This is a genomic window from Sphingomonas sp. KR3-1 (assembly GCF_040049295.1).
GTDB lineage: Bacteria > Pseudomonadota > Alphaproteobacteria > Sphingomonadales > Sphingomonadaceae > Sphingomonas.
This window is the reverse complement of record NZ_JBDZDQ010000002.1, coordinates 129,003-147,490: the sequence shown is the minus strand read 5'-3', so window position 1 is coordinate 147,490 and position 18,488 is coordinate 129,003. Positions and strand designations below refer to the sequence as shown.

Here is an 18,488-nt window from a genome sequence, read left to right as displayed (position 1 = left end):
TGAAAGCCCCCGAACCCCATTGAACACGCGTCTCCGACTCGCGGACACACGACAGACATTGGGAATTCCTTAGGCCAGCTTGTCCCGATCGCCGTTGAACCAGTGTCTCACCATTTTGGATGGATGTCGCAGAGCGGGCCGTATCCCGTTTCGAGACAAGCCGCTGGGAAGGGGCGCTTATTCGGGCGCGAAGGCGCGCAGGAAGACGTCGGTGATCAGTTCCGCCTCATGGTCGCGTTCGGCGTCGGTCATCGTCAGCCCCCACAGCATCCGTTGCTGGACGCCGGTACACAGGCTGGCGAGCACGCGCGCGGCGAACAGCGGGTCGTCGCGACGCAGATTGCCCGCTGCCATCTCGCGCTCGAAAAAGCCGCACAGCAGCTGTTGGGTCGGCAGCGGCGCACGGCGGAAGAAGATTTCGCCGACTTCGGGAAAGCGCGCGACTTCGGCCGCGACCAGCCGATGGAGCCGGATCCCGTCCGCCGAAGTGATCTTGGCGAGGAAGCTGGTGCAGAATTTCAGGATCGCGGTGCGCACGTCCTCGCCGGGCTGGAGCAGATCGGCGAGCCGGCGGCGATATTCGATCGTCGCATCGTCCAGCACCGCCGCGAACAGCTCCTCCTTCGAGGGGAAATAGCTCCACAACGTGCCCTTGGACCCGCCGAGCTCGGCCGAGATCGCCGACATCGATGCTGCCGAATAGCCCTGATCGAGGAACACGCGCTGGGCGATCGCGAGGATCGCCTCGCGCCGCTCCTGCTTGCGTGCCTCGCGCCTGCCGGGCGCCTTCTCGAGGTTTTTCTCCATTACCGTACTATAGGGTACGATTTTCGCTTGACAAGATGCAGGCCCGAGCCCATCTGCCGCACCGTACCAGACAGTACGGTATTTAAATCATGACTCGATTCTCTCTTCGTCCCTTCCTGCTCGCCGCGACCGCCGGGACCGCGCTGCTTTCCGCCTGCGCGCCGGTGCCCGAGCTTGGTGCACGCCCCGAAGTGCGCGCGGCGACCAGCTATGCCGCGGACCAGTCGCTCGGCGCCCGCGCCGATGCCGCGAACTGGCCCGCCAGCGACTGGTGGAGCGCCTATGGCGACCCGCAGCTCAATGCGCTGATCGCCGAAGGCCTGGCCGACTCCCCCGATCTCGCCGCCGCCGCCGCGCGGCTGCGCTCGGCCCAGGGCTATGCCCAGCAGGCCGGCGCCGCCCTGCTCCCCTCGGTCGGCGCCAAGGCCAGCGCCACCGAAGCCAAGCAGAGCTACAACAACGGCATCCCCGCCGCCTTCGTGCCGCAGGGCTGGAACGACAGCGGCCAGGTCGCCGCCAACCTCAGCTTCGATCTCGATCTCTGGGGCAAGAACCGCGCATCGCTCGCCGCCGCGACCTCGGATGCCGAGGCCGCACGGATCGAGCTCGACCAGTCGCGCCTTGTCCTCTCGACCAACATCGCCGGTGCCTATGCCGATCTCGCCCGCCTCGCCGCGCAACGCACGGTCCAGGCGCGGGCGCTGGAGCTGCGCAGCAGCACGCAGAAGCTGGTCAGCGACCGCGTCACCAACGGCCTCGATACCCGCGCCGAACTCAAGCAGGCCGATGCCGCCGTCCCCGCCGCGCGTGCCGATCTCGCCGCCACCGACGAGGCGATCGGCCTCACCCGCAACCGCATCGCGGCGCTGCTCGGCAAGGGCCCGGACCGCGGCCTGGCGATCGCCCTCCCCGCCGGCCCCGCCCAGGTGCACGGCCTGCCCGCCGGCGTGACCACCGACCTGATCGGCCGCCGGCCCGACATCGCCGCCGCCCGCGCCCGGGTCGAGGCCGCAGCCAGCCGGATCAAGGTGGCTCGCGCCGCCTTCTATCCCTCGGTCAACATCAGCGCGCTGATCGGCTTCCAGGCGCTCGGCATCGACAATCTGTTCAAGAGCGGCTCGACCTTCGGCTCCGCCGGCCCGGCGGTGAGCCTGCCGATCTTCGAGGGCGGCGCGCTGGCGGGCCAGTACAAGGGCGCCCGCGCCGGCTACGACCAGGCCGTCGCCAACTATGACTCGGCCGTCACCACCGCCTTCCGCGAAGTCGCCGATGCGGTGACCAGCAAGAGCGCGCTGGTCACCCGCCTCTCCGAGAGCCGCCAGGCGCTCGCCGATTCCGAGGCCGCCTATGCGGTCGCCAAGCTGCGCTACGAGGGCGGACTGTCGACCTTCCTGAACGTGCTGAGCGCAGAGCAGAGCGTGCTGCTCAACCGCCAGATCGTCGCGGATCTCGAGGCGCGCGCCTTCACGCTCGACGTCCAGCTCGTCCGCGCGCTCGGCGGCGGCTTCACCGATACCAACACTGCGGCCGATGCCGCTCGCAAGGACCCGACCCATGGCTGATGCCGAACCCCAGATCCATGTCGCGAACGCCGAGGAAGCGCCCGCCAAGCCCAGCCTGCGCAAGCGCCTGCTCACCGGCATCGCCGGCGTGGTGCTGGTGGCGGGCGTCGGCTACGGCGCCTGGTACACGCTGATCGGCAGCCACTATATCAGCACCGACAACGCCTATGTCGGCGCCGACACCGCCAGCGTCACTCCGATGATCGCCGCCCAGGTCGCCGGTGTCGCCGTCGCCGATACCGCGACGGTCAAGAAGGGCGACGTGCTCGTCCAGCTCGACGACAGCGACGCCAGGATCGCGCTCGCCCAGGCCGAGGCCGAACTCTCCAAGGCCCGCCGCCAGTTCGGCCAGGCCTCGGCGACCAGCGCCGCGCTCGCCGCGCAGGTCGAGGCGCGCGGTGCCGATATTTCCCGAGCCCGTGCCCAGCTCGCCGCCGCCGAGGCGGATTACGAGAAGGCGCGGGTGGACCTCGCCCGGCGCCAGCGCCTCGCCCCCAATGGCGCGGTGTCGGGCGAGGAGCTGACCTCGGCGACCAATGCCTTCTCCTCGGCCAAGGCCAATCTCGAGCTCGCGCGCGCCGGCATCGCCCAGGCCAACTCGACCAAGGGCGCGGCCAGCGGCCAGCTCGCGGCGAACAACGCGCTGATCAGCGGCACCAATGCCAATTCCGCGCCCGAAGTGCTGGCCGCCCAGGCCAAGGTCGCCCAGGCCCGGCTCGACCTCGAGCGCACCGTGATCCGCGCACCGATCGACGGCGTGGTCACGCGCCGCGCCGTCCAGGTCGGCCAGCGCGTCGCCCCGGGCGCGCAGCTGATGCTGATCGTCCCCGTCGGCCAGCTCTATGTCGATGCGAACTTCAAGGAAGGCCAGCTCACCAAGGTGCAGGTCGGCTAGCCGGTCACGCTCAAGTCCGATCTCTATGGCGGCAATGTCGAATATCACGGCAAGGTCGTCGGCCTGTCGGGCGGCACCGGCTCCTCCTTCGCGCTGATCCCGGCGCAGAACGCCACGGGCAACTGGATCAAGGTGGTCCAGCGCCTGCCCGTCCGCGTCGCACTCGATCCGAAGGAACTCCAGGCGCACCCGCTGCGCGTGGGCCTGTCGATGGACGCCGAGATCGACATCTCGAAGAACTGAGGACGGATCGATGGACGGCAAGGCCGAGACGGCGACGCCCCTCAAGGGCATCTCGCTGATCCTCGCGGGCGCGGTGCTCGCGCTCACCAACTTCATGGTGGTGCTCGACACCACCATCGCCAACGTCTCGGTCCCGCACATCGCCGGCAGCCTGGGCATCTCGGGCAGCCAGGGGACGTGGATCATCACCTCCTATGCCGTGGCAGAGGCGGTGTGCGTGCCGCTCACCGGCTGGCTCGCCGGGCGCTTTGGCACGGTGCGCACCTTCACCTTCGGGATGATCGGCTTCGGCGTCTTCTCGGTGCTGTGCGGCCTGTCGACCTCGCTCGGCATGCTCGTCGCCTGCCGCATCGGCCAGGGGCTGTGCGGCGGCCCGCTGATGCCGCTCTCGCAGACGCTGCTGATGCGCATCTTCAAGCCCGAGCAGCGCGCCCAGGCGATGGGCGTCTGGTCGATGACCACCGTCGTCGCGCCGATTCTCGGCCCGATCCTCGGCGGAACGATCTCGGACAGCTGGTCGTGGCACTGGATCTTCTTCATCAACATCCCCGTCGCCGCGCTCTGTGCGTTCGGCGGCATGCGCCTGCTCTCGCGGGTCGAGACGCCGACGAGCAAGCTGCGTGTCGACCGGGTCGGCCTGATGCTGATGCTGCTGTGGATCGGCGCCTTGCAGATCATGCTCGACCTCGGCCGCGAGCATGACTGGTTCAACGATACGACGATCGTGATGCTCGGCGTGATCGCGCTGATCGGCTTCCTGGTCTTCCTCGCCTGGGAAGGCACCGAGGACCAGCCGATCGTCGACCTGCGCGTGTTCCGCCACCGCGGTTTCACCGTCGCGGTGCTATCGCTCGCCTTCGCCTTCGGCACCTTCTTCTCGTCGGCAGTGATCATCCCGCAATGGCTGCAGACAAGCATGGGCTACACCGCGACCTATGCCGGCTATGCCACCGCCTTCACCGGCGTCGCGGCGGTGATCATGTCGCCGATCGTCGCCAAGCTGACCAGCAAGGTCGATCCGCGCGCCTTGGTCTGCTTCGGCATCCTCTGGCTCGGCATGACCTCGCTGCTGCGTGTCCACTGGAACAGCCAGGCCGATTTCTGGAGCCTCGCCTTCCCGCAGATGCTCCAGGGCATCGGCATGCCGTTCTTCTTCATCCCGCTGACCACGCTGGCGCTCGGCTCGGTCCGGCCGGAGGAGACGGCCTCGGCCGCCGGCGTGATGAGCTTCCTGCGAACGATGGCCGGCGCGATCGCCACCTCGATCTCGACCACGGCCTGGGACGACAGCGCCCGCGTCGCGCGCAGCGAGCTCGCCTCGAAGCTCAACAGCGACGGCACGGTGAACGCGCTGGCCGCGCAGGGCTTCTCGCTCGATCAGGCGCGCAGCGTGGTCGCCCAGCTGGTCGACAAGGAAGCCTTTGCGCTGGCGACGAGCCACATCTTCCTGCTCTCGGCCTTCGTCTTTGCAGGCGCAGCGATGATCATCTGGCTGACCCCGCGCCCGCGCCGCGCCGTCGCGATGGGCGCGGCGCACTAGGCATGGGCTTCGGCCCGGCGGAGATATTCGTCGGCCATCTCGAAGCGGATCCGGCGGACCAGGGGATCGTCGGTATCGGCGGCCCGGGCGCGCTCCTCGCGGGCACGGCGCCGCAGATAGTCGCCTTCCGATTCCGGCGTGGCGGGCCCCTCTTCGCGCTGCGCCTCGGGCGGCTCGGCCTCCTTGGGCTTGGGGCGGGTCGCGAGCGCATCATACATGGCGGCAAGGGTCAGGTGCTGCGTGCGGGCGGCCCCGCTCAGCTGGTCGGCGATCTCGCGCTGTGCGTCGGCGCGGGCCTGATAATAGTCATATTGGCTAGTCATCGCCCCCGATCCGCTGCGTGCGGGCCACCGTTCCGAGCGGGTCATCCCTAACGCCAATTAACGCTGCGCCCCGCGCGGAAGTTGCGACGGGCCATCGGCCCGAGCGCTCCACTCATAGCGTATTTGCTGCACACGTAACAGAATATCTGCAAATCGAGGCATATCTTCCTGGCGACGGCGATATCCCGCGCGATGCGGACATATAATTTCGGTTGCCGCTCCGCCGGACGCTGTGCCACCCATCGCCCGTTGAAATGACCTTGCTCTCCAAGCCTTCGCCGATCCCGGGCGTTCGCGGCACCGATGCCGCCCGGAACGGGCGTCCGCCGACGATCGACGATGTCGCGGCACTGGCGGGGGTCGGCCGCGCCACTGTCTCGCGCGCGCTCAACGATCAGGCGCATGTCAGCGACAAGATGCGCGACAAGGTGATGCGCGCGGTCGAGGCGCTCGACTACCGGGTCAATCCCCAGGCGCGCAACCTCGCCAGCCGGGCGAGCAACACGCTCACCCTGATCAACTGCAACGCGCTCGATGCCCCGCCCAATTCCTATTATTTCGCCGCGATCGAGCTGGGCGCGCTGCGCGCCGCGGCGGCGGCAGGGTTCGAGCTTTCGACCTTCAACATCCATGTCGAGGATCTGCGCCGCGACGATCGCCTGATCGAGCTGTTCGAATCCGGCCGCAGTACCGGGCTGATCCTCTCGCCACCGCTCTCCGCCGATCTCGCGCTCGCCCACCGGCTGATCGCGCGCGGCTGCCCGGTGGTGTGCATCTCGCCCAGCGACGAGGTGCGCGCGTTGCTGCCCAGCGTCGGGTTCGACGAGGAGGCCGCGGGCTATGCGATCGCACAGCACGTCGTCGCCGCCGGCCATCGCCGCTTCGGCTACATGCTCGGCATCGAGGGCCATCTCGCCGCCGAGCATCGCTTCGCCGGCTTCCTTCGCGCGCTCGCCGAGGTCGGCCTCGACGCGCGCGCGGTGACGGCATTGCGCGGCGATTTCAGCTTCCGCTCGGGCGTCGAGCTGGCCGAGGCGCTGCTCGCCGGTCCGGAACGTCCCAGCGCGATCGTCTGCGCCAATGACGACATGGCGGTCGGCGCGATGTTCGCCGCGCACCGGATGAGCCTCGCCATGCCGGGCGATCTCTCGGTGGTCGGCTTCGACGACGCGCCGGTCGCGGCCTATATCTGGCCGCCGCTCACCACGATCCACCAGCCTATCCGGCGCATCGCCGCGCGCGCCGTCGAGCGGCTGATCGAAGTGCTGCTGCGCGGCCAGGGCGCCGGTATCGCCGGGTTCGACACGATCGACCACCACCTCGTCCTGCGGGAATCGGTCGCCCCGCCGCGTTGCTGATCGGCAACGCCCCCGACAAGAACCGGAAGCGTTTCCTGTAACGCGTTGACAATTTCGCGCCGCGCGATGATACCAATTGGAAGCGCTTCCAGTTTCTGGCGGCGCCGAAGGGACAGACGGCCGATAACGGCCGCTACTTTTTGGAGAGGGGCATAGGGCATGGCGGCACATCCGCAGGCGCGTGGAATCGATCGCGCGAAGATCAATCTCGGTCTGACCATTTCGACTTTGGCTTTGGTGACAACGCTGCCAGCCCAGGCCTGGGCGCAGAATGCCACGCCTGCCGCGGAGGACCAGACCCCGCCCGCAGCGCAGGAGCAGGTCCCGCCGGGCGAGGACAACATCGTCGTCACCGGCATCCGCGCCGGCCTTAGCAACGCGATCAGCCTGAAGCGCGACAACACCTCGATCGTCGAGGCGGTATCGGCCGAGGACATCGGCAAGCTGCCCGATGTCTCGATCGCCGACTCGATCGCCCGCCTCCCCGGCCTCGCCGCGCAGCGCGTCAACGGCCGCGCCCAGGTCATCTCGATCCGCGGCCTTGCGCCGGACTTCACCACCACGCTGCTCAACGGCCGCCAGCAGGCGAGCTCGGGCGACAACCGCGCTGTCGAGTTCGACCAATATCCCGCCGAGCTGCTGTCGAGCGTCGTGGTCTACAAGACGCCCGACGCCAGCATCGCCGGCATGGGCCTGTCGGGCAGCGCCGACCTGCGCACGGTGCGTCCGCTCAGCTACGGCAAGCGCGCGATCGCGCTCAACATCCGTGGCGAGCTCGATGCCGATGGCGGCAAGAACGCCGACATCTCCAAATGGGGCTGGCGCGGCACCGCGAGCTATATCGACCAGAACGCATCCGGCACGCTCGGCTGGTCGATCGGCTATGCGCATCTCGATTCGCCGAGCCATGTCGATCACTACAAGGCGTACGGCTATGAGCCGTTCGGCGCGGTCTGCCAGCCGACGGTCGCCAATCCGTGCAGCCCGAACACCGTCACCCCCGATTCCGCCGACAATGCGCTGCAGCTGAATGGCCAGGAGGCCTGGGAAACCAGCCGCCGCAACCAGCGCGACGGCGTGATGGGCACGCTCGAATGGAAGCCGAGCGACAGCGTCCACAGCACGCTCGACCTCTATTATTCGCAGTTCAAGCAGAAGGAAGTGATCCGCGGCGCGCAGTGGTTCTCGAACGGCTGGGTGGACAATGGCACCTTCTCCAACGAGACGACCACCACCTATGGCGGATCGCAGGTCGCCAATGCCGGCCATTTCGCCAACGCCGTTCCGATCCTGCGCAACGACATGAACACGCGCAAGGACAAGCTGTTCGCCGCCGGCCTCAACAACGAGTTCCAGCTCGACGAGCACACGCGTTTCGTGGCGGACCTGAGCTACTCGACCAACAAGCGCGACGAGACCTATATCGAGACCTATAGCGGCTATGGCGCGGGCCCGTTCCAGACCCGCACGCCCGACAGCTACGACTTCTCCTTCCCGGTGGACGGCGCGTTCCCGAACTATGATTTCGGGCTCAACTATGCCGATGCCAACCAGGTCTCGCTGGGCGACCGTGCGCCCTGGGGCGGCTGGGGGCATGACGGCCTGCTCAAGTCGCCGCACGTCAAGGAAGAGCTGGGCGCAGTGGATTTCGCGCTGAGCCATGACCTTGAGGGCTTCCTCAGCAGCGTCGAGATCGGCGTCAACTACACCCAGCGCAACAAGCACAAGACCGTCGACGAGCTCGATCTCAACCTGAAGAACGGCCGCCAGCAGGTGCTGATCGGGTCGCAATATCTGCTCGACCCGACCTCGCTCGACTTCGTCGGCTTCGGCAACGTGATCGCCTGGGACCTGCCCGCGGCGCTCGACAATTATTACAACAAGACGCCGCTCGAGGACGCCAACCACTTCGACAAGACGTGGAAGATCACCGAGGACGTCATCACCTGGAAGGCGAAGGCGAACATCGACTGGGGGCATCTGCGCGGCAATGTCGGCGTGCAGGTGGTCCAGCAGACCCAGGCCTCCTCGGGCCTCAGGATCAACCAGACGCTGACGCCGATCGCGCTGTCCAACGTCTTCGAGACCGACAGCTACACCGATGTGCTGCCCAGCCTGAACCTGATCTACGATATCGGCGGCGGCCACAGGCTGCGCTTCGCCGCTTCCAAGGTGCTGGCGCGCCCGCGCATGGACGACATGCGCGCCAACTTCACGCCCAGCTTCAACACCAATCCGTGCAGCGGCAGCCCTTCGCCCTGCGCGCCGGGCGCGACGGTGAACCCCTGGTCCGCGACCGGCGGCAATCCGCACCTCCAGCCGTGGCGGGCCAAGGCCGTCGACGTCGCCTATGAATGGTATGTCGGCAAGGCGACCTATTTCAGCGTCGCCGGCTTCTACAAATGGCTCGACAACTACATCTACAACCGCAACTTCGTGGTCGACTTCACCGGCCTGCCGCTCCCGACCAACGTGATCCCGGCCAACGTCAACATCAGCCCGTTCGGGCAGGTGACGATGCCGGCGAACGGCCCGGGCGGCAATCTGAAGGGCATCGAGGTCAGCGGCGCGCTCGAGATCGGCCGCATCCTCCACGCGCTCGACGGCTTCGGCGTCACCGGCAGCTATTCCTACACCAAGGCGGACCTCAACCCGACCGATACCAACGACGTGGTGCGCATCCCGGGCCTGTCGGGCACGGTGTACAACGTCACCGGCTATTTCGAGAAATGGGGCTTCCAGGCGCGGGCGAGCTACCGCTTCCGCTCGGCGTTCAAGGGCGAGACGGTGCAGCTGTTCACCAACCGGGGCTATACCGAGATCCTGGCGGACAAGCAGCTCGACGCGCAGATCGGCTATACCTTCCCGGACAGCTCGGCGCTGAAGGGCCTCGGCGTACTGCTCCAGGTCAGCAACGTGACCGACTCGCCCTATCGCACCCGCCTCGGGCTCGACAGCGGCGGCACCCACACCGCCGACGGCAAGAGCCTGCCCGAGACCTATGAGAAATACGGTCGCCAGTTCCTTCTGGGCGCGAGCTACCGCTTCTGATTTCCTCCCCCGGATCTACCCCTCCGGGCATTCGCGGGGAGGCACGGCCGCGGTCGTCGCCTCCCCTTTTTTCCGTTCTGTGTGGCGAGTTGAACTATGAAAGCTGTGCGATCCGGGCTCTTGCTGGTCCCCCTCCTGCTCGCGGGCTGCGCCGGCACCACGCCCGGCGGCGACCTGCTCTGGCACGGCAAGGACTGGCCGACGCGCCACTCCCCCACCCCGCGCGACGCGGCGATGGAAGCGCGGATCGCCCGCATCCTCGCAGGCATGACGCTCGAGCAGAAGATCGGCCAGATCACCCAGCCCGACATCCGCTCGATCACCCCCGACGAGGTCCGCCGCTATTATATCGGCTCGATCCTCAACGGCGGCGGCGCCTGGCCGGGGATGAAGAAGGACGCGCCGGTCACCGCCTGGACCGCGCTGTCCGACGCCTATTATCGCGCCTCGATGTCGACCGACATGGCCGTCCAGATCCCCGTCATCTGGGGCACCGATGCGGTCCACGGGCACGGCAATGTCGCGGGCGCCACGCTCTTCCCGCACAATATCGGCCTCGGCGCCGCGCATGACCCGCAGCTGGTCGAGCGCATCGGCCGCGCCACCGCGAAGCAGGTCCGCGCCACCGGCATCTCCTGGGTGTTCGCCCCCACGCTCGCGGTCGGCGAGAACCGCCGCTGGGGCCGCACCTATGAGAGCTATTCGAGCGACCCCGCGATCGTCGCCGCCTATGCCCGCGCGATGGTCCACGGGCTCCAGGGCGGCCTGACGGGCGACGGCGATGTCGTCGCTACTGCTAAGCATTATCTCGGTGACGGCGGCACTTTCGACGGCGTCGACCAGGGCGAGAACCGCGCCGCGCGCGCCCACATGGTCCAGGTCCACGCCGCCGGCTACTATCCCGCGCTCGCCGCCGGCGTGCAGACGGTGATGGTCTCGTACAACAGCTGGAACGACACCGCTGCCGGCACCGATTATGGCAAGATGCACGGCAGCCGCGCGCTGGTCGCCGACGTGCTCAAGGGCAGGCTCGGTTTCGACGGGCTGGTGGTTTCCGACTGGAACGGCATCCAGCAGGTCCCCGGCTGCGCCAAGGATCACTGCCCCCAGGCGGTCAATGCCGGCATCGACCTGTTCATGGTCCCCGACGACTGGAAGGCCTTCATCGCCAACACCGTGGCCGACGTGCGCGAGGGCCGCGTGCCGATGGCCCGCATCGACGACGCCGTCACCCGCATCCTGCGCGTCAAGCTGCGCGCGCGCCTGTTCGATCGCAACCCGAACGCCAGCGCCTATGCCGGCCATGCCGAGGCGCTCGACGCCCGCGATCTCGCCCGGGAGGCGGTGCGCAAGTCGGCGGTGCTGCTCAAGAACCAGGGCGTCCTCCCCCTCGCCCCCGGCAAGCGCGTCCTCGTCGTCGGCAGCAGCGCGGACAGCCTCTCCAACCAGACCGGCGGCTGGTCGCTCACCTGGCAAGGCACCGAGAACAGGAACGCCGATTTCAAGACCGGCACCACGCTCCTCGCCGCCCTGCGCGAGACGCTCGGCACCGCCAACGTGACCTATTCCGAAGACGCCAAGGGCGTCGATCCGGGCAAGTATGACGCGGTGATCGCGGTGATCGGCGAGACGCCCTATGCCGAGTATAACGGCGACGTCCGCGCGCCCAAACCGGTCGCGCACAGCAGCCTCCACCCCGCCGACCTCGCCGTGCTCAAGGCAGTGTCGGGCAAGGGCGTGCCGGTGGTCTCGGTGCTCTATTCGGGCCGCCCGGCCTACACCAACGACCTGATCAACCTGTCCGACGCCTTCGTCGCCGCCTTCCTCCCTGGCACCGAGGGCGAGGGCCTTGCCGACCTGCTCGTCGGCGGGCGCACCGACTTCACCGGCCGCCTGTCCTTCGCCTGGCCCGGCTCGGCCTGCTCGACTGGCGAGGGCCCGGGGAATGTCGTCCAGTTCGCCCGCGGCTATGGCCTCAGCTACGCCAGGCCGGCCCGGACGAACGCGCTGGCCGAGCCGGCCGTGCCCACGACCTGCTGACCCACCCGTCACCCCGGCCTTGTGCCGGGGTCCACCGGGAGGCAAGCTCCGGACAACAGGCGCCACGCCGGCCCGCGAGGCACAGTGGACCCTGGCACAGGGCCGGGGTGACGAAGAGAGGATGAACGAGACCGGCATGCAGCAGATCAAGCGCATCCTGATCGTGGGCGGCGGCACGGCGGGTTGGATGACCGCCGCGCTGTTCGGCAAGCTCTTCCAGGGCCTGTACGAGATCACGCTGATCGAGAGCGAGGAGATCGGCACGGTCGGCGTCGGCGAGGCGACGATCCCGGCGATCAAGAAGTATAACGAGCTGCTCGAGCTCGACGAGAACGACTTCCTCCGCCGCACCCAGGGCAGCTTCAAGCTCGGCATCGAGTTCGTCGACTGGACGCGGCTGGGCGATGCCTATTTCCACAGCTTCGGGGTGATCGGCCAGGATCTCGGCTGGCTGCGCTGCCACCAGTACTGGCTCAAGATGCGCCCCCAGGGCCGCGCGGCGGACTTCTCCGCCTATTCGATCAACTCGATGGCCGCGCGCGCCAACCGCTTCCTGCGCGCCGATCCCAAGATGGCGGAGTCGCCGATCGGCCATATCGCCCATGCCTTCCAGTTCGATGCCGGCCTCTATGCCAGGTTCCTGCGCGGCTATGCCGAGGCGCGCGGAGTCACGCGCCGCGAGGGCAAGGTCGCCGACGTCACGCTGCGCAGCGAGGACGGCTTCGTCGAGTCCGTCACCATGGCAGACGGCACCCGGATCGAGGCCGACTTGTTCATCGATTGCTCGGGCTTTCGCGGGCTGATCATCGAGCAGGCGATGCGGACCGGCTATGAGGACTGGACGCACTGGCTTCCCTGCGACCGCGCCATGGCCGTGCCCTGCGCCCGCACCGAGCCCTTCACGCCCTACACCCGCGCCACCGCGCGCACGTCCGGCTGGCAATGGCGCATCCCGCTCCAGCACCGCACCGGCAACGGCCATGTCTATGCGAGCAGGTTCATCTCCGACGAGGAGGCCGAGGCGCAGCTCCTCGCCAATCTCGACGGCGAGCAGCTCGCCGAGCCCAACAAGCTGCGCTTCACCACCGGCAAGCGCCGGCAGATCTGGAACAAGAACTGCGTCGCGATCGGCCTCGCCTCGGGGTTCCTCGAGCCGCTCGAATCGACCAGCATCCACCTGATCCAGTCCTCGGTGATCCGCCTCGTTCGCCTGCTCCCCGATTGCGGCTTCGATCCCGCGACGATCGCCGAGTTCAACCGCCAGGCCGACTTCGAATATGAGCGGATCCGCGACTTCATCATCCTCCACTACAAGGCGACCGAGCGCGACGACACGCCCTTCTGGCGCCATTGCCGCGACATGGAGGTGCCCGACACGCTCCAGCGCAAGATCGACCTGTTCCGCGCCAATGGCCGCGTCTTCCGCGAGGATGACGAGCTGTTCACCGAGGAGAGCTGGATCCAGGTGTTCCTCGGTCAGGGCGTGATCCCGCGCGGCTATGATCCGCTGGTCGACATTCGCAGCGAGGCGCAGGTCGAGGAATTTCTCGGCAACGTCCAGCGGGTGATCGCCAAGTGCGTGGCCGTGATGCCGAGCCACGCCGAGTTCGTGGCAAAGATGTGCGCAGCCTGACGCCCGCGCAGGCGCCGAAGCGCTTGCAATGTTGGATTTCGGCTGGTTTCATCCCGCCGATGACGCCCGCAGCTCGAATCCGCCCCGGTCTGGACCGCGGCGGCAGGAGCGCGGGCAAAGTGAAACGATTTGCCCCGACTCCCTTCACTTTGGGGCTTGCGCGCCCGCACATTTGCAAGGAGCTGATCCCCGGCGAAAGGCGGGGGCCAGGGTTTCCCTGCCGGATCGCCTGGGCCCCTGGGCCCCGGCTTTCGCCGGGGACCAGGTTAGGCTTTCAACACGCCCTACCGCCGCAGCCGCTTCCGCAGCCCGTCGAACAGCATCGCCCGCATCTGCGCGATCGCCTGCGGAGAATGCGCGCCGAGCACGCCGCGCGCCTCATGCGGCAGATGCTCCCCGGGGTCGCCGTCGGTCATGAATACATAGCGGTTGAACATCGCGCGCCACGCCCGGCGCTGGTCGGCCGGCAGGCTGCGCAGGCTGACGAAGCCGTGCATCATCGCCTCCCAGGGCGAGGCATCTGGCACCGGATCCCACCAATAGTTCACCAGCACGTTGAAGGCGTCGAGCGCCTCGACATGATGATACCATTGATAGGGGATGTAGAGCGCGTCGCCCGGATCGAGCTCGGCGACCAGCCCGGCTTCCAGCGCTGTGGCAAAGCGCGGGTAGCGTGTCAGATCGGGCGCGGTCAGGTGGACCATGCTCACCTGCACCCCCGCCGGCGTCGGGTCGAACGGGCCCATATAGAGGTTGCCGACCTGCTCGGGCGCGAACAGCGTGAAGCGGCGGCGGCCGGCGCCGACCACGGCGATATTCTCGGTCGGGTCGTGGTGGATCGCCACCTTGGCGGCATTGCCGATCCACAGCCGCGGCGCGATGCCCGGCACCAGCGGCATCGGGTTGGCCTCGGCAAAGCCCGGCATCAGCTGCGCCGCGGGCAGGCCCTGCAGCGCCATCGCATCTGGGCGATCCGCGACGGCCTGTTCGGCCAGCCGATCAAGGAAGGTGCCGAAGCTCGCTTCCTCACGGACGAAATTGCGCGAGGCTATCGTGGCGCCATAGTGCATCCGCCCCTCCACCTCGGGCGGGGCACGCATGTAGTTGACGCTGCCGGGCAGCGCGAGGCCGCGCAGATAGCCTGCGGCATCCGCGGCGCGCACCAACGGCCAGTCGGCGGCCAGCCCCTGCATCACCGCGGGCTCGCCGGCCGCGCGGATTTCCTGGAAGATCGCGGGAGTAACGTCGTGCCAGACGCGAATGGGGTTCATCCACCGAGCCTATCAGCGCCCTCGACCGCCGCCAACCGCACGATGGGAGACATTTGATGCGCGCCCTGCCCGCCGTCCTGAGCCCTTTGCTCCTGCTCGCTGCCACCGCCGCGGCGCCCGTTCCCAGGCCGAGCGTCGAGGTGTGGCTGACCCTGCCCGACAAGTCGACGCTGCTCGCCAGGCAGCCCTCGCTCCCCCTCCAGCGCGGCACCACCGGCACGATCGCGGTCGATCCGGGCAAGCGCTACCAGAAGATGGTCGGCTTCGGCGCGGCGATCACCGATGCCTCGGCCTATCTGATCCAGCGCCGGATGACCCCGCAGCAGCGCACCGCCCTGCTCCGCGAGCTGTTCGGCACCCAGGGCTTCGCCTTCACCCGGCTCACCGTCGGCGCCTCGGACTTCTCGCGCAGCCACTACAGCTATGACGACATGCCCAAGGGCGCGACCGATCCGGCGCTCGCCCATTTCTCGATCGCGCCGGCGCGCGCGGACGTCCTGCCCACGGTCCGCGCCGCCCGGGCGATCAACCCCAGCCTTGCCGTGATGCTCTCGCCGTGGAGCGCGCCGGGCTGGATGAAATCGACCGACTCGCTGGTGAAGGGCACGCTCCGTACCGAAGCCTATGCCCCCTTCGCCCGCTATCTCGGCAAGACCGTCCAGGCCTTCGCCGCGCAGATCGGCCCGATCGACTATCTCAGCATCCAGAACGAGCCCGATTTCGAGCCGGAAAACTATCCCGGCATGCGCCTCAGCGCCGCCCAGCGCGCCCGGATCATCGGCGACCATGTCGGCCCCGAATTCGCCCGGGCGGGCATCCGCACCAGGATCCTCGACTGGGATCATAATTGGGACAAGCCCGAGCACCCGCTCGGCGTCCTCGCCGATCCCGCCGCCAATCGCTACGTCGCGGGCGTCGCCTGGCATTGCTATGGCGGCGACGTCGCCGCGCAGAGCAAGGTCCGCGACGCCTTTCCCGCCAAGGACGTGTTCTTCACCGAATGCTCGGGCGGCGAATGGTCCGGCCCCTGGGCGGACAGCTGGAGCTGGACGCTGCGCACGCTGGTGATGGGCGCCCCGCGCAACTGGGCGCGCGGCGTGCTGCTGTGGAACCTGGCGCTCGACGAGGCGCACGGCCCCCATCTCGGCGGCTGCAGCGATTGCCGCGGCGTGGTGACGATCGACAGCAGGACCGGCGCGGTCACCCGCAATCCCGAATATTATGCGCTCGGCCAGGCCTCGCGCTTCGTCCGCCCCGGCGCCTGGCGGATCGCGTCGACCAGCACGCCCGGCGGCATCGAGACCGTCGCCTATGCCAATCCCGACGGCACCCGCGTGCTGATCGCGTTCAACGCCGCCGCGGAGACGCAACCGGTCGACGTCACTGCCGAGGGCAGCCACTTCGCCTATCGCCTGGCCCCGCACGGCGCCGTCACCTTCCGCTGGCGCAGACCGCGTTGAGCCAGGCCGCCGCGCCTTCCCGCTTCGCCTTTGCCAGCGTCACCGCGCTGTTCTTCGGCTGGGGCTTCATCTGCGCCAACAACGATCCGCTGCTCGCCGCCGCGCGGCGGGTGTTCGGGCTGAACTACACCCAGGCGCTGCTCACCCAGATCGCCTCCTTCGCCGCCTTCGCGCTCCTGTCGCTCCCCGCCGCAGCGCTGCTCGCCCGGCTCGGCGCGGTGCGGACGATCTGGCTGGCGCTTGGCGGCATGGCCGCCGGCTGCGTGGCGATGCAGGGCATCCGCTGGCTTCCCGACTTCGCCGTCGTCCTCGCCGCGATCTTCGTGCTGGCGAGCGGCGTGACCGTCCTCCAGGTCGCCGCCAACCCGCTTGCCGCCGCGCTCGGTCCGCCCGAGCGCAGCCATTACCGGCTCACCCTCGCCCATTCGTTCAACGCGCTCGGCGTGGTCTGCGGCGTCCATTTCGGCGCGCGTTTCGTACTGGCGGGCGACGTCTTCCGCTCTACCGCGCCGATCCGCGACGCGGCGGAACGCGCATCGGGCATCGCCGCGATGGCAGGCGCCTATCTCGTGATGGCGTTGCTCCTCGCCGTCCTCGCTGCGCTGATCCTCGTCGCCCGCCGCCCGATCGCCGGCGCCGAGATCCCCCAGCCCGGCGGCAGCGCGCTGGCCGCGCTGCGTTCTCGCTGGGCGCTGCTCGGGGCGCTCGGCATCGCGCTCTATGTCGGCGCCGAAGTGACGATCGGCAGCACGCTGATCCTCTATCTGTCGCAGCCCGGCACGCTCGCCCTGCCGCTCGACGCCGCCGGCGGCTATGTCGCGAACCTCTATTGGGGCGGCGCGCTGGTCGGCCGCTTCGCCGGGAGCTGGGCGCTGCGTCACATTCCCGCGCCCCGCCTGCTGGCCCTCGCCGGCCTCGCCGCCGCCGTCCTCTGCCTCGCCTCGCTGATATTGCCCGGCCCGGCCAGCGCCTGGTGCCTGCTCGCAGTGGGGCTGTGCAATTCGATCATGTTCCCGACGATCTTCGCGCTTACGCTCGAGCGCTCCGCCGCCCCGACCGCCGCCACCTCGGGCCTGCTCATCCTCGCTATCGGCCCCGGCGCCGCGCTGCCGCTGCTCGCCGGCGGCATCGCCGACCGCGCCGGGCTCGGCTGGGCCTTTGCCGTGCCCGCGCTGGCCTATTGCTACATCCTGGCGTTCGCGCTCAGCTCGTCCGGCGGACGATCAGCGTCGGCGGCAGCAGCGTGAGCTCGGAGGAGCGATTGCTGATCTCGCCGATCACCGTATCGACCAGCGCCTCGCCGGCAGCGTTATAGTCCTGGGCGATCGTGGTGAGCGGCGGATGGGTCAGGCTGGCGGCGGGAATGTCGTCGAACCCGACCACGGCGACGTCGCCCGGCACTGACTTGCCCGCCTCCTGCAGTGCCCTGAGCGCGCCGATGGCGATCAGGTCCGACGCCGCGAAGATCGCATCGAAGGGCACGCCGCCGCGCAGCAGCTCCCGGGCCGCGGCGAACCCAGATTCCTCGATGGAGAGCGCCCCGACCTGAAGCCGCGGATCGGGCTCGATCCCGGCGGCGAGCTGGGTGTCGCAAAAGCCGTGATAGCGGTCGCGGAACTCGGGATAGTGGCTGGTCGCGTCGCCGATGAACGCCAGCCGCCGCCGGCCCTGGGCAAGCAGATGCTCCGCCGCCAGCCGCCCGCCGAGCATGTTGTCGCAGCCGATGGTGGTGCCCAGCCCGTCGAGCTCGACCGAGCCCCAGCGCACGAAATGCGTCCCCTGGCGCACCAGGTCCTGGAGGCGAGCGCGGTAGAGCTCATAGTCGCCATAGCCGAGCAGGATCAGCCCGTCGGCCTTGCGGGCATCCTCATAATCCTTGTGCCAGTTGGACGAGAGCTGCTGGAACGAGGTGAGCAGGTCGTATCCCCGTTTGGCGCAGGTGCGCAGGATCGAGCCGAGCATCGCCAGGAAGAAGGGATTGATCGCCGTGCCGTCGGGCAGCGGATCCTCGAAGAACAGCAGCGCCAGCGTGCTGCTCTGCCCGCGGCGCAGCGAGGATGCGTTCTTGTCGACCTTGTAGCCGATCTGCGTGGCGATTGCCTCGATCCGCTTGCGGGTGCCTTCGTTGACGGTGGGATCGCCGCGCAGCGCACGGCTCACCGTCGGCTGCGAGACCCCCGCCAATGCCGCGATGTCGAACGATGTCGGCTTGTCCGGCGAGGCCATGCCGTTCCCGTCTCCCGTGCCGCGCCATTGCTGCGCGCTCCTGTGCAACTAGCCTGCCTGACCCCGGATCGAAAGTCGC

The 18,488-nt window shown here is 68.5% G+C and carries 12 protein-coding genes and 1 pseudogene; 9 read left to right on the top strand and 4 right to left on the bottom strand.

The window, feature by feature from the left end; all coding sequences use genetic code 11:
- Positions 1-177: 177 nt before the first annotated feature.
- Complete coding sequence (locus ABLE38_RS12690; protein ID WP_348974591.1) at positions 178-807, bottom strand: TetR/AcrR family transcriptional regulator C-terminal domain-containing protein; 630 nt, start codon at positions 805-807, stop codon at positions 178-180.
- Positions 808-896: 89 nt separating this feature from the next.
- On the opposite strand from ABLE38_RS12690, the gene ABLE38_RS12685 reads away from it, so the two are divergent.
- The 3 genes and pseudogenes from ABLE38_RS12685 to ABLE38_RS12675 all read left to right on the top strand — a co-directional run bounded on the left by ABLE38_RS12685 (position 897) and on the right by ABLE38_RS12675 (position 5,047).
- Positions 897-2,369, top strand: a complete 1,473-nt coding sequence (locus ABLE38_RS12685; RefSeq protein ID WP_348974590.1) for an efflux transporter outer membrane subunit — start codon at positions 897-899, stop codon at positions 2,367-2,369.
- Positions 2,362-3,507: pseudogene (locus ABLE38_RS12680) on the top strand (HlyD family efflux transporter periplasmic adaptor subunit). Before ABLE38_RS12685 ends, ABLE38_RS12680 begins: the two are co-directional and overlap by 8 nt.
- A gap of 10 nt (positions 3,508-3,517) precedes the next feature.
- A complete protein-coding gene (locus tag ABLE38_RS12675; protein ID WP_348974589.1) occupies positions 3,518-5,047 on the top strand; it encodes a DHA2 family efflux MFS transporter permease subunit in 1,530 nt (509 codons plus the stop codon).
- Here ABLE38_RS12675 and ABLE38_RS12670 read toward each other — a convergent pair.
- Complete coding sequence (locus ABLE38_RS12670; protein ID WP_348974588.1) at positions 5,044-5,370, bottom strand: hypothetical protein; 327 nt, start codon at positions 5,368-5,370, stop codon at positions 5,044-5,046. The two genes, ABLE38_RS12675 and ABLE38_RS12670, sit on opposite strands and share 4 nt — an antisense overlap.
- Before the next feature lie 254 nt (positions 5,371-5,624).
- Here ABLE38_RS12670 and ABLE38_RS12665 point away from each other — a divergent pair, with 254 nt between their 5' ends.
- The 4 genes from ABLE38_RS12665 to ABLE38_RS12650 all read left to right on the top strand — a co-directional run bounded on the left by ABLE38_RS12665 (position 5,625) and on the right by ABLE38_RS12650 (position 13,452).
- The gene (locus tag ABLE38_RS12665; protein WP_348974587.1) at positions 5,625-6,728 is read left to right on the top strand and encodes a LacI family DNA-binding transcriptional regulator; all 1,104 of its coding nucleotides are present in this window, start codon (positions 5,625-5,627) and stop codon (positions 6,726-6,728) included.
- 159 nt (positions 6,729-6,887) lie between these two features.
- On the top strand, positions 6,888-9,779 hold the full coding sequence (locus ABLE38_RS12660; RefSeq protein ID WP_348974586.1) for a TonB-dependent receptor: 2,892 nt from the start codon (positions 6,888-6,890) through the stop codon (positions 9,777-9,779).
- Positions 9,780-9,899: 120 nt separating this feature from the next.
- Positions 9,900-11,819 carry a glycoside hydrolase family 3 protein gene (locus ABLE38_RS12655; RefSeq protein WP_348974585.1) on the top strand — a complete coding sequence of 640 codons (1,920 nt, stop codon included), beginning with the start codon at positions 9,900-9,902 and terminating at the stop codon, positions 11,817-11,819.
- Positions 11,820-11,940: 121 nt separating this feature from the next.
- Positions 11,941-13,452, top strand: coding sequence for a tryptophan halogenase family protein (locus ABLE38_RS12650; protein ID WP_348974584.1), 1,512 nt, complete (start codon positions 11,941-11,943; stop codon positions 13,450-13,452).
- A gap of 284 nt (positions 13,453-13,736) precedes the next feature.
- Here ABLE38_RS12650 and ABLE38_RS12645 read toward each other — a convergent pair whose 3' ends face one another.
- Entirely contained in the window at positions 13,737-14,723 is a 987-nt protein-coding gene (locus ABLE38_RS12645) for a cupin-like domain-containing protein (RefSeq protein ID WP_348974583.1), read from the bottom strand.
- A 56-nt stretch (positions 14,724-14,779) separates the two neighbouring features.
- Here ABLE38_RS12645 and ABLE38_RS12640 point away from each other — a divergent pair, with 56 nt between their 5' ends.
- Together ABLE38_RS12640 and gluP are read left to right on the top strand one after the other, a co-directional pair.
- Positions 14,780-16,183 carry a glycoside hydrolase family 30 beta sandwich domain-containing protein gene (locus ABLE38_RS12640; protein WP_348974582.1) on the top strand — a complete coding sequence of 468 codons (1,404 nt, stop codon included), beginning with the start codon at positions 14,780-14,782 and terminating at the stop codon, positions 16,181-16,183.
- Entirely contained in the window at positions 16,180-17,430 is a 1,251-nt protein-coding gene (gluP, locus tag ABLE38_RS12635) for a glucose/galactose MFS transporter (RefSeq protein ID WP_348974581.1), read from the top strand. Before ABLE38_RS12640 ends, gluP begins: the two co-directional genes overlap by 4 nt.
- On the opposite strand, the gene ABLE38_RS12630 is transcribed toward gluP, so the two are convergent.
- Positions 17,387-18,409 carry a LacI family DNA-binding transcriptional regulator gene (locus tag ABLE38_RS12630; protein ID WP_348975209.1) on the bottom strand — a complete coding sequence of 341 codons (1,023 nt, stop codon included), beginning with the start codon at positions 18,407-18,409 and terminating at the stop codon, positions 17,387-17,389. The genes gluP and ABLE38_RS12630 overlap by 44 nt on opposite strands.
- Positions 18,410-18,488: the final 79 nt, after the last annotated feature.

What these genes read in the sequence shown, in the direction of transcription:
- ABLE38_RS12690 (WP_348974591.1), bottom strand. Translation starts at nt 807, where the DNA reads ATGGAGAAAAACCTCGAGAAGGCGCCCGGCAGGCGCGAGGCACGCAAG.
- ABLE38_RS12685 (WP_348974590.1), top strand. Translation starts at nt 897, where the DNA reads ATGACTCGATTCTCTCTTCGTCCCTTCCTGCTCGCCGCGACCGCCGGG.
- ABLE38_RS12675 (WP_348974589.1), top strand. Translation starts at nt 3,518, where the DNA reads ATGGACGGCAAGGCCGAGACGGCGACGCCCCTCAAGGGCATCTCGCTG.
- ABLE38_RS12670 (WP_348974588.1), bottom strand. Translation starts at nt 5,370, where the DNA reads ATGACTAGCCAATATGACTATTATCAGGCCCGCGCCGACGCACAGCGC.
- ABLE38_RS12665 (WP_348974587.1), top strand. Translation starts at nt 5,625, where the DNA reads ATGACCTTGCTCTCCAAGCCTTCGCCGATCCCGGGCGTTCGCGGCACC.
- ABLE38_RS12660 (WP_348974586.1), top strand. Translation starts at nt 6,888, where the DNA reads ATGGCGGCACATCCGCAGGCGCGTGGAATCGATCGCGCGAAGATCAAT.
- ABLE38_RS12650 (WP_348974584.1), top strand. Translation starts at nt 11,941, where the DNA reads ATGAACGAGACCGGCATGCAGCAGATCAAGCGCATCCTGATCGTGGGC.
- ABLE38_RS12645 (WP_348974583.1), bottom strand. Translation starts at nt 14,723, where the DNA reads ATGAACCCCATTCGCGTCTGGCACGACGTTACTCCCGCGATCTTCCAG.
- ABLE38_RS12640 (WP_348974582.1), top strand. Translation starts at nt 14,780, where the DNA reads ATGCGCGCCCTGCCCGCCGTCCTGAGCCCTTTGCTCCTGCTCGCTGCC.
- ABLE38_RS12630 (WP_348975209.1), bottom strand. Translation starts at nt 18,409, where the DNA reads ATGGCCTCGCCGGACAAGCCGACATCGTTCGACATCGCGGCATTGGCG.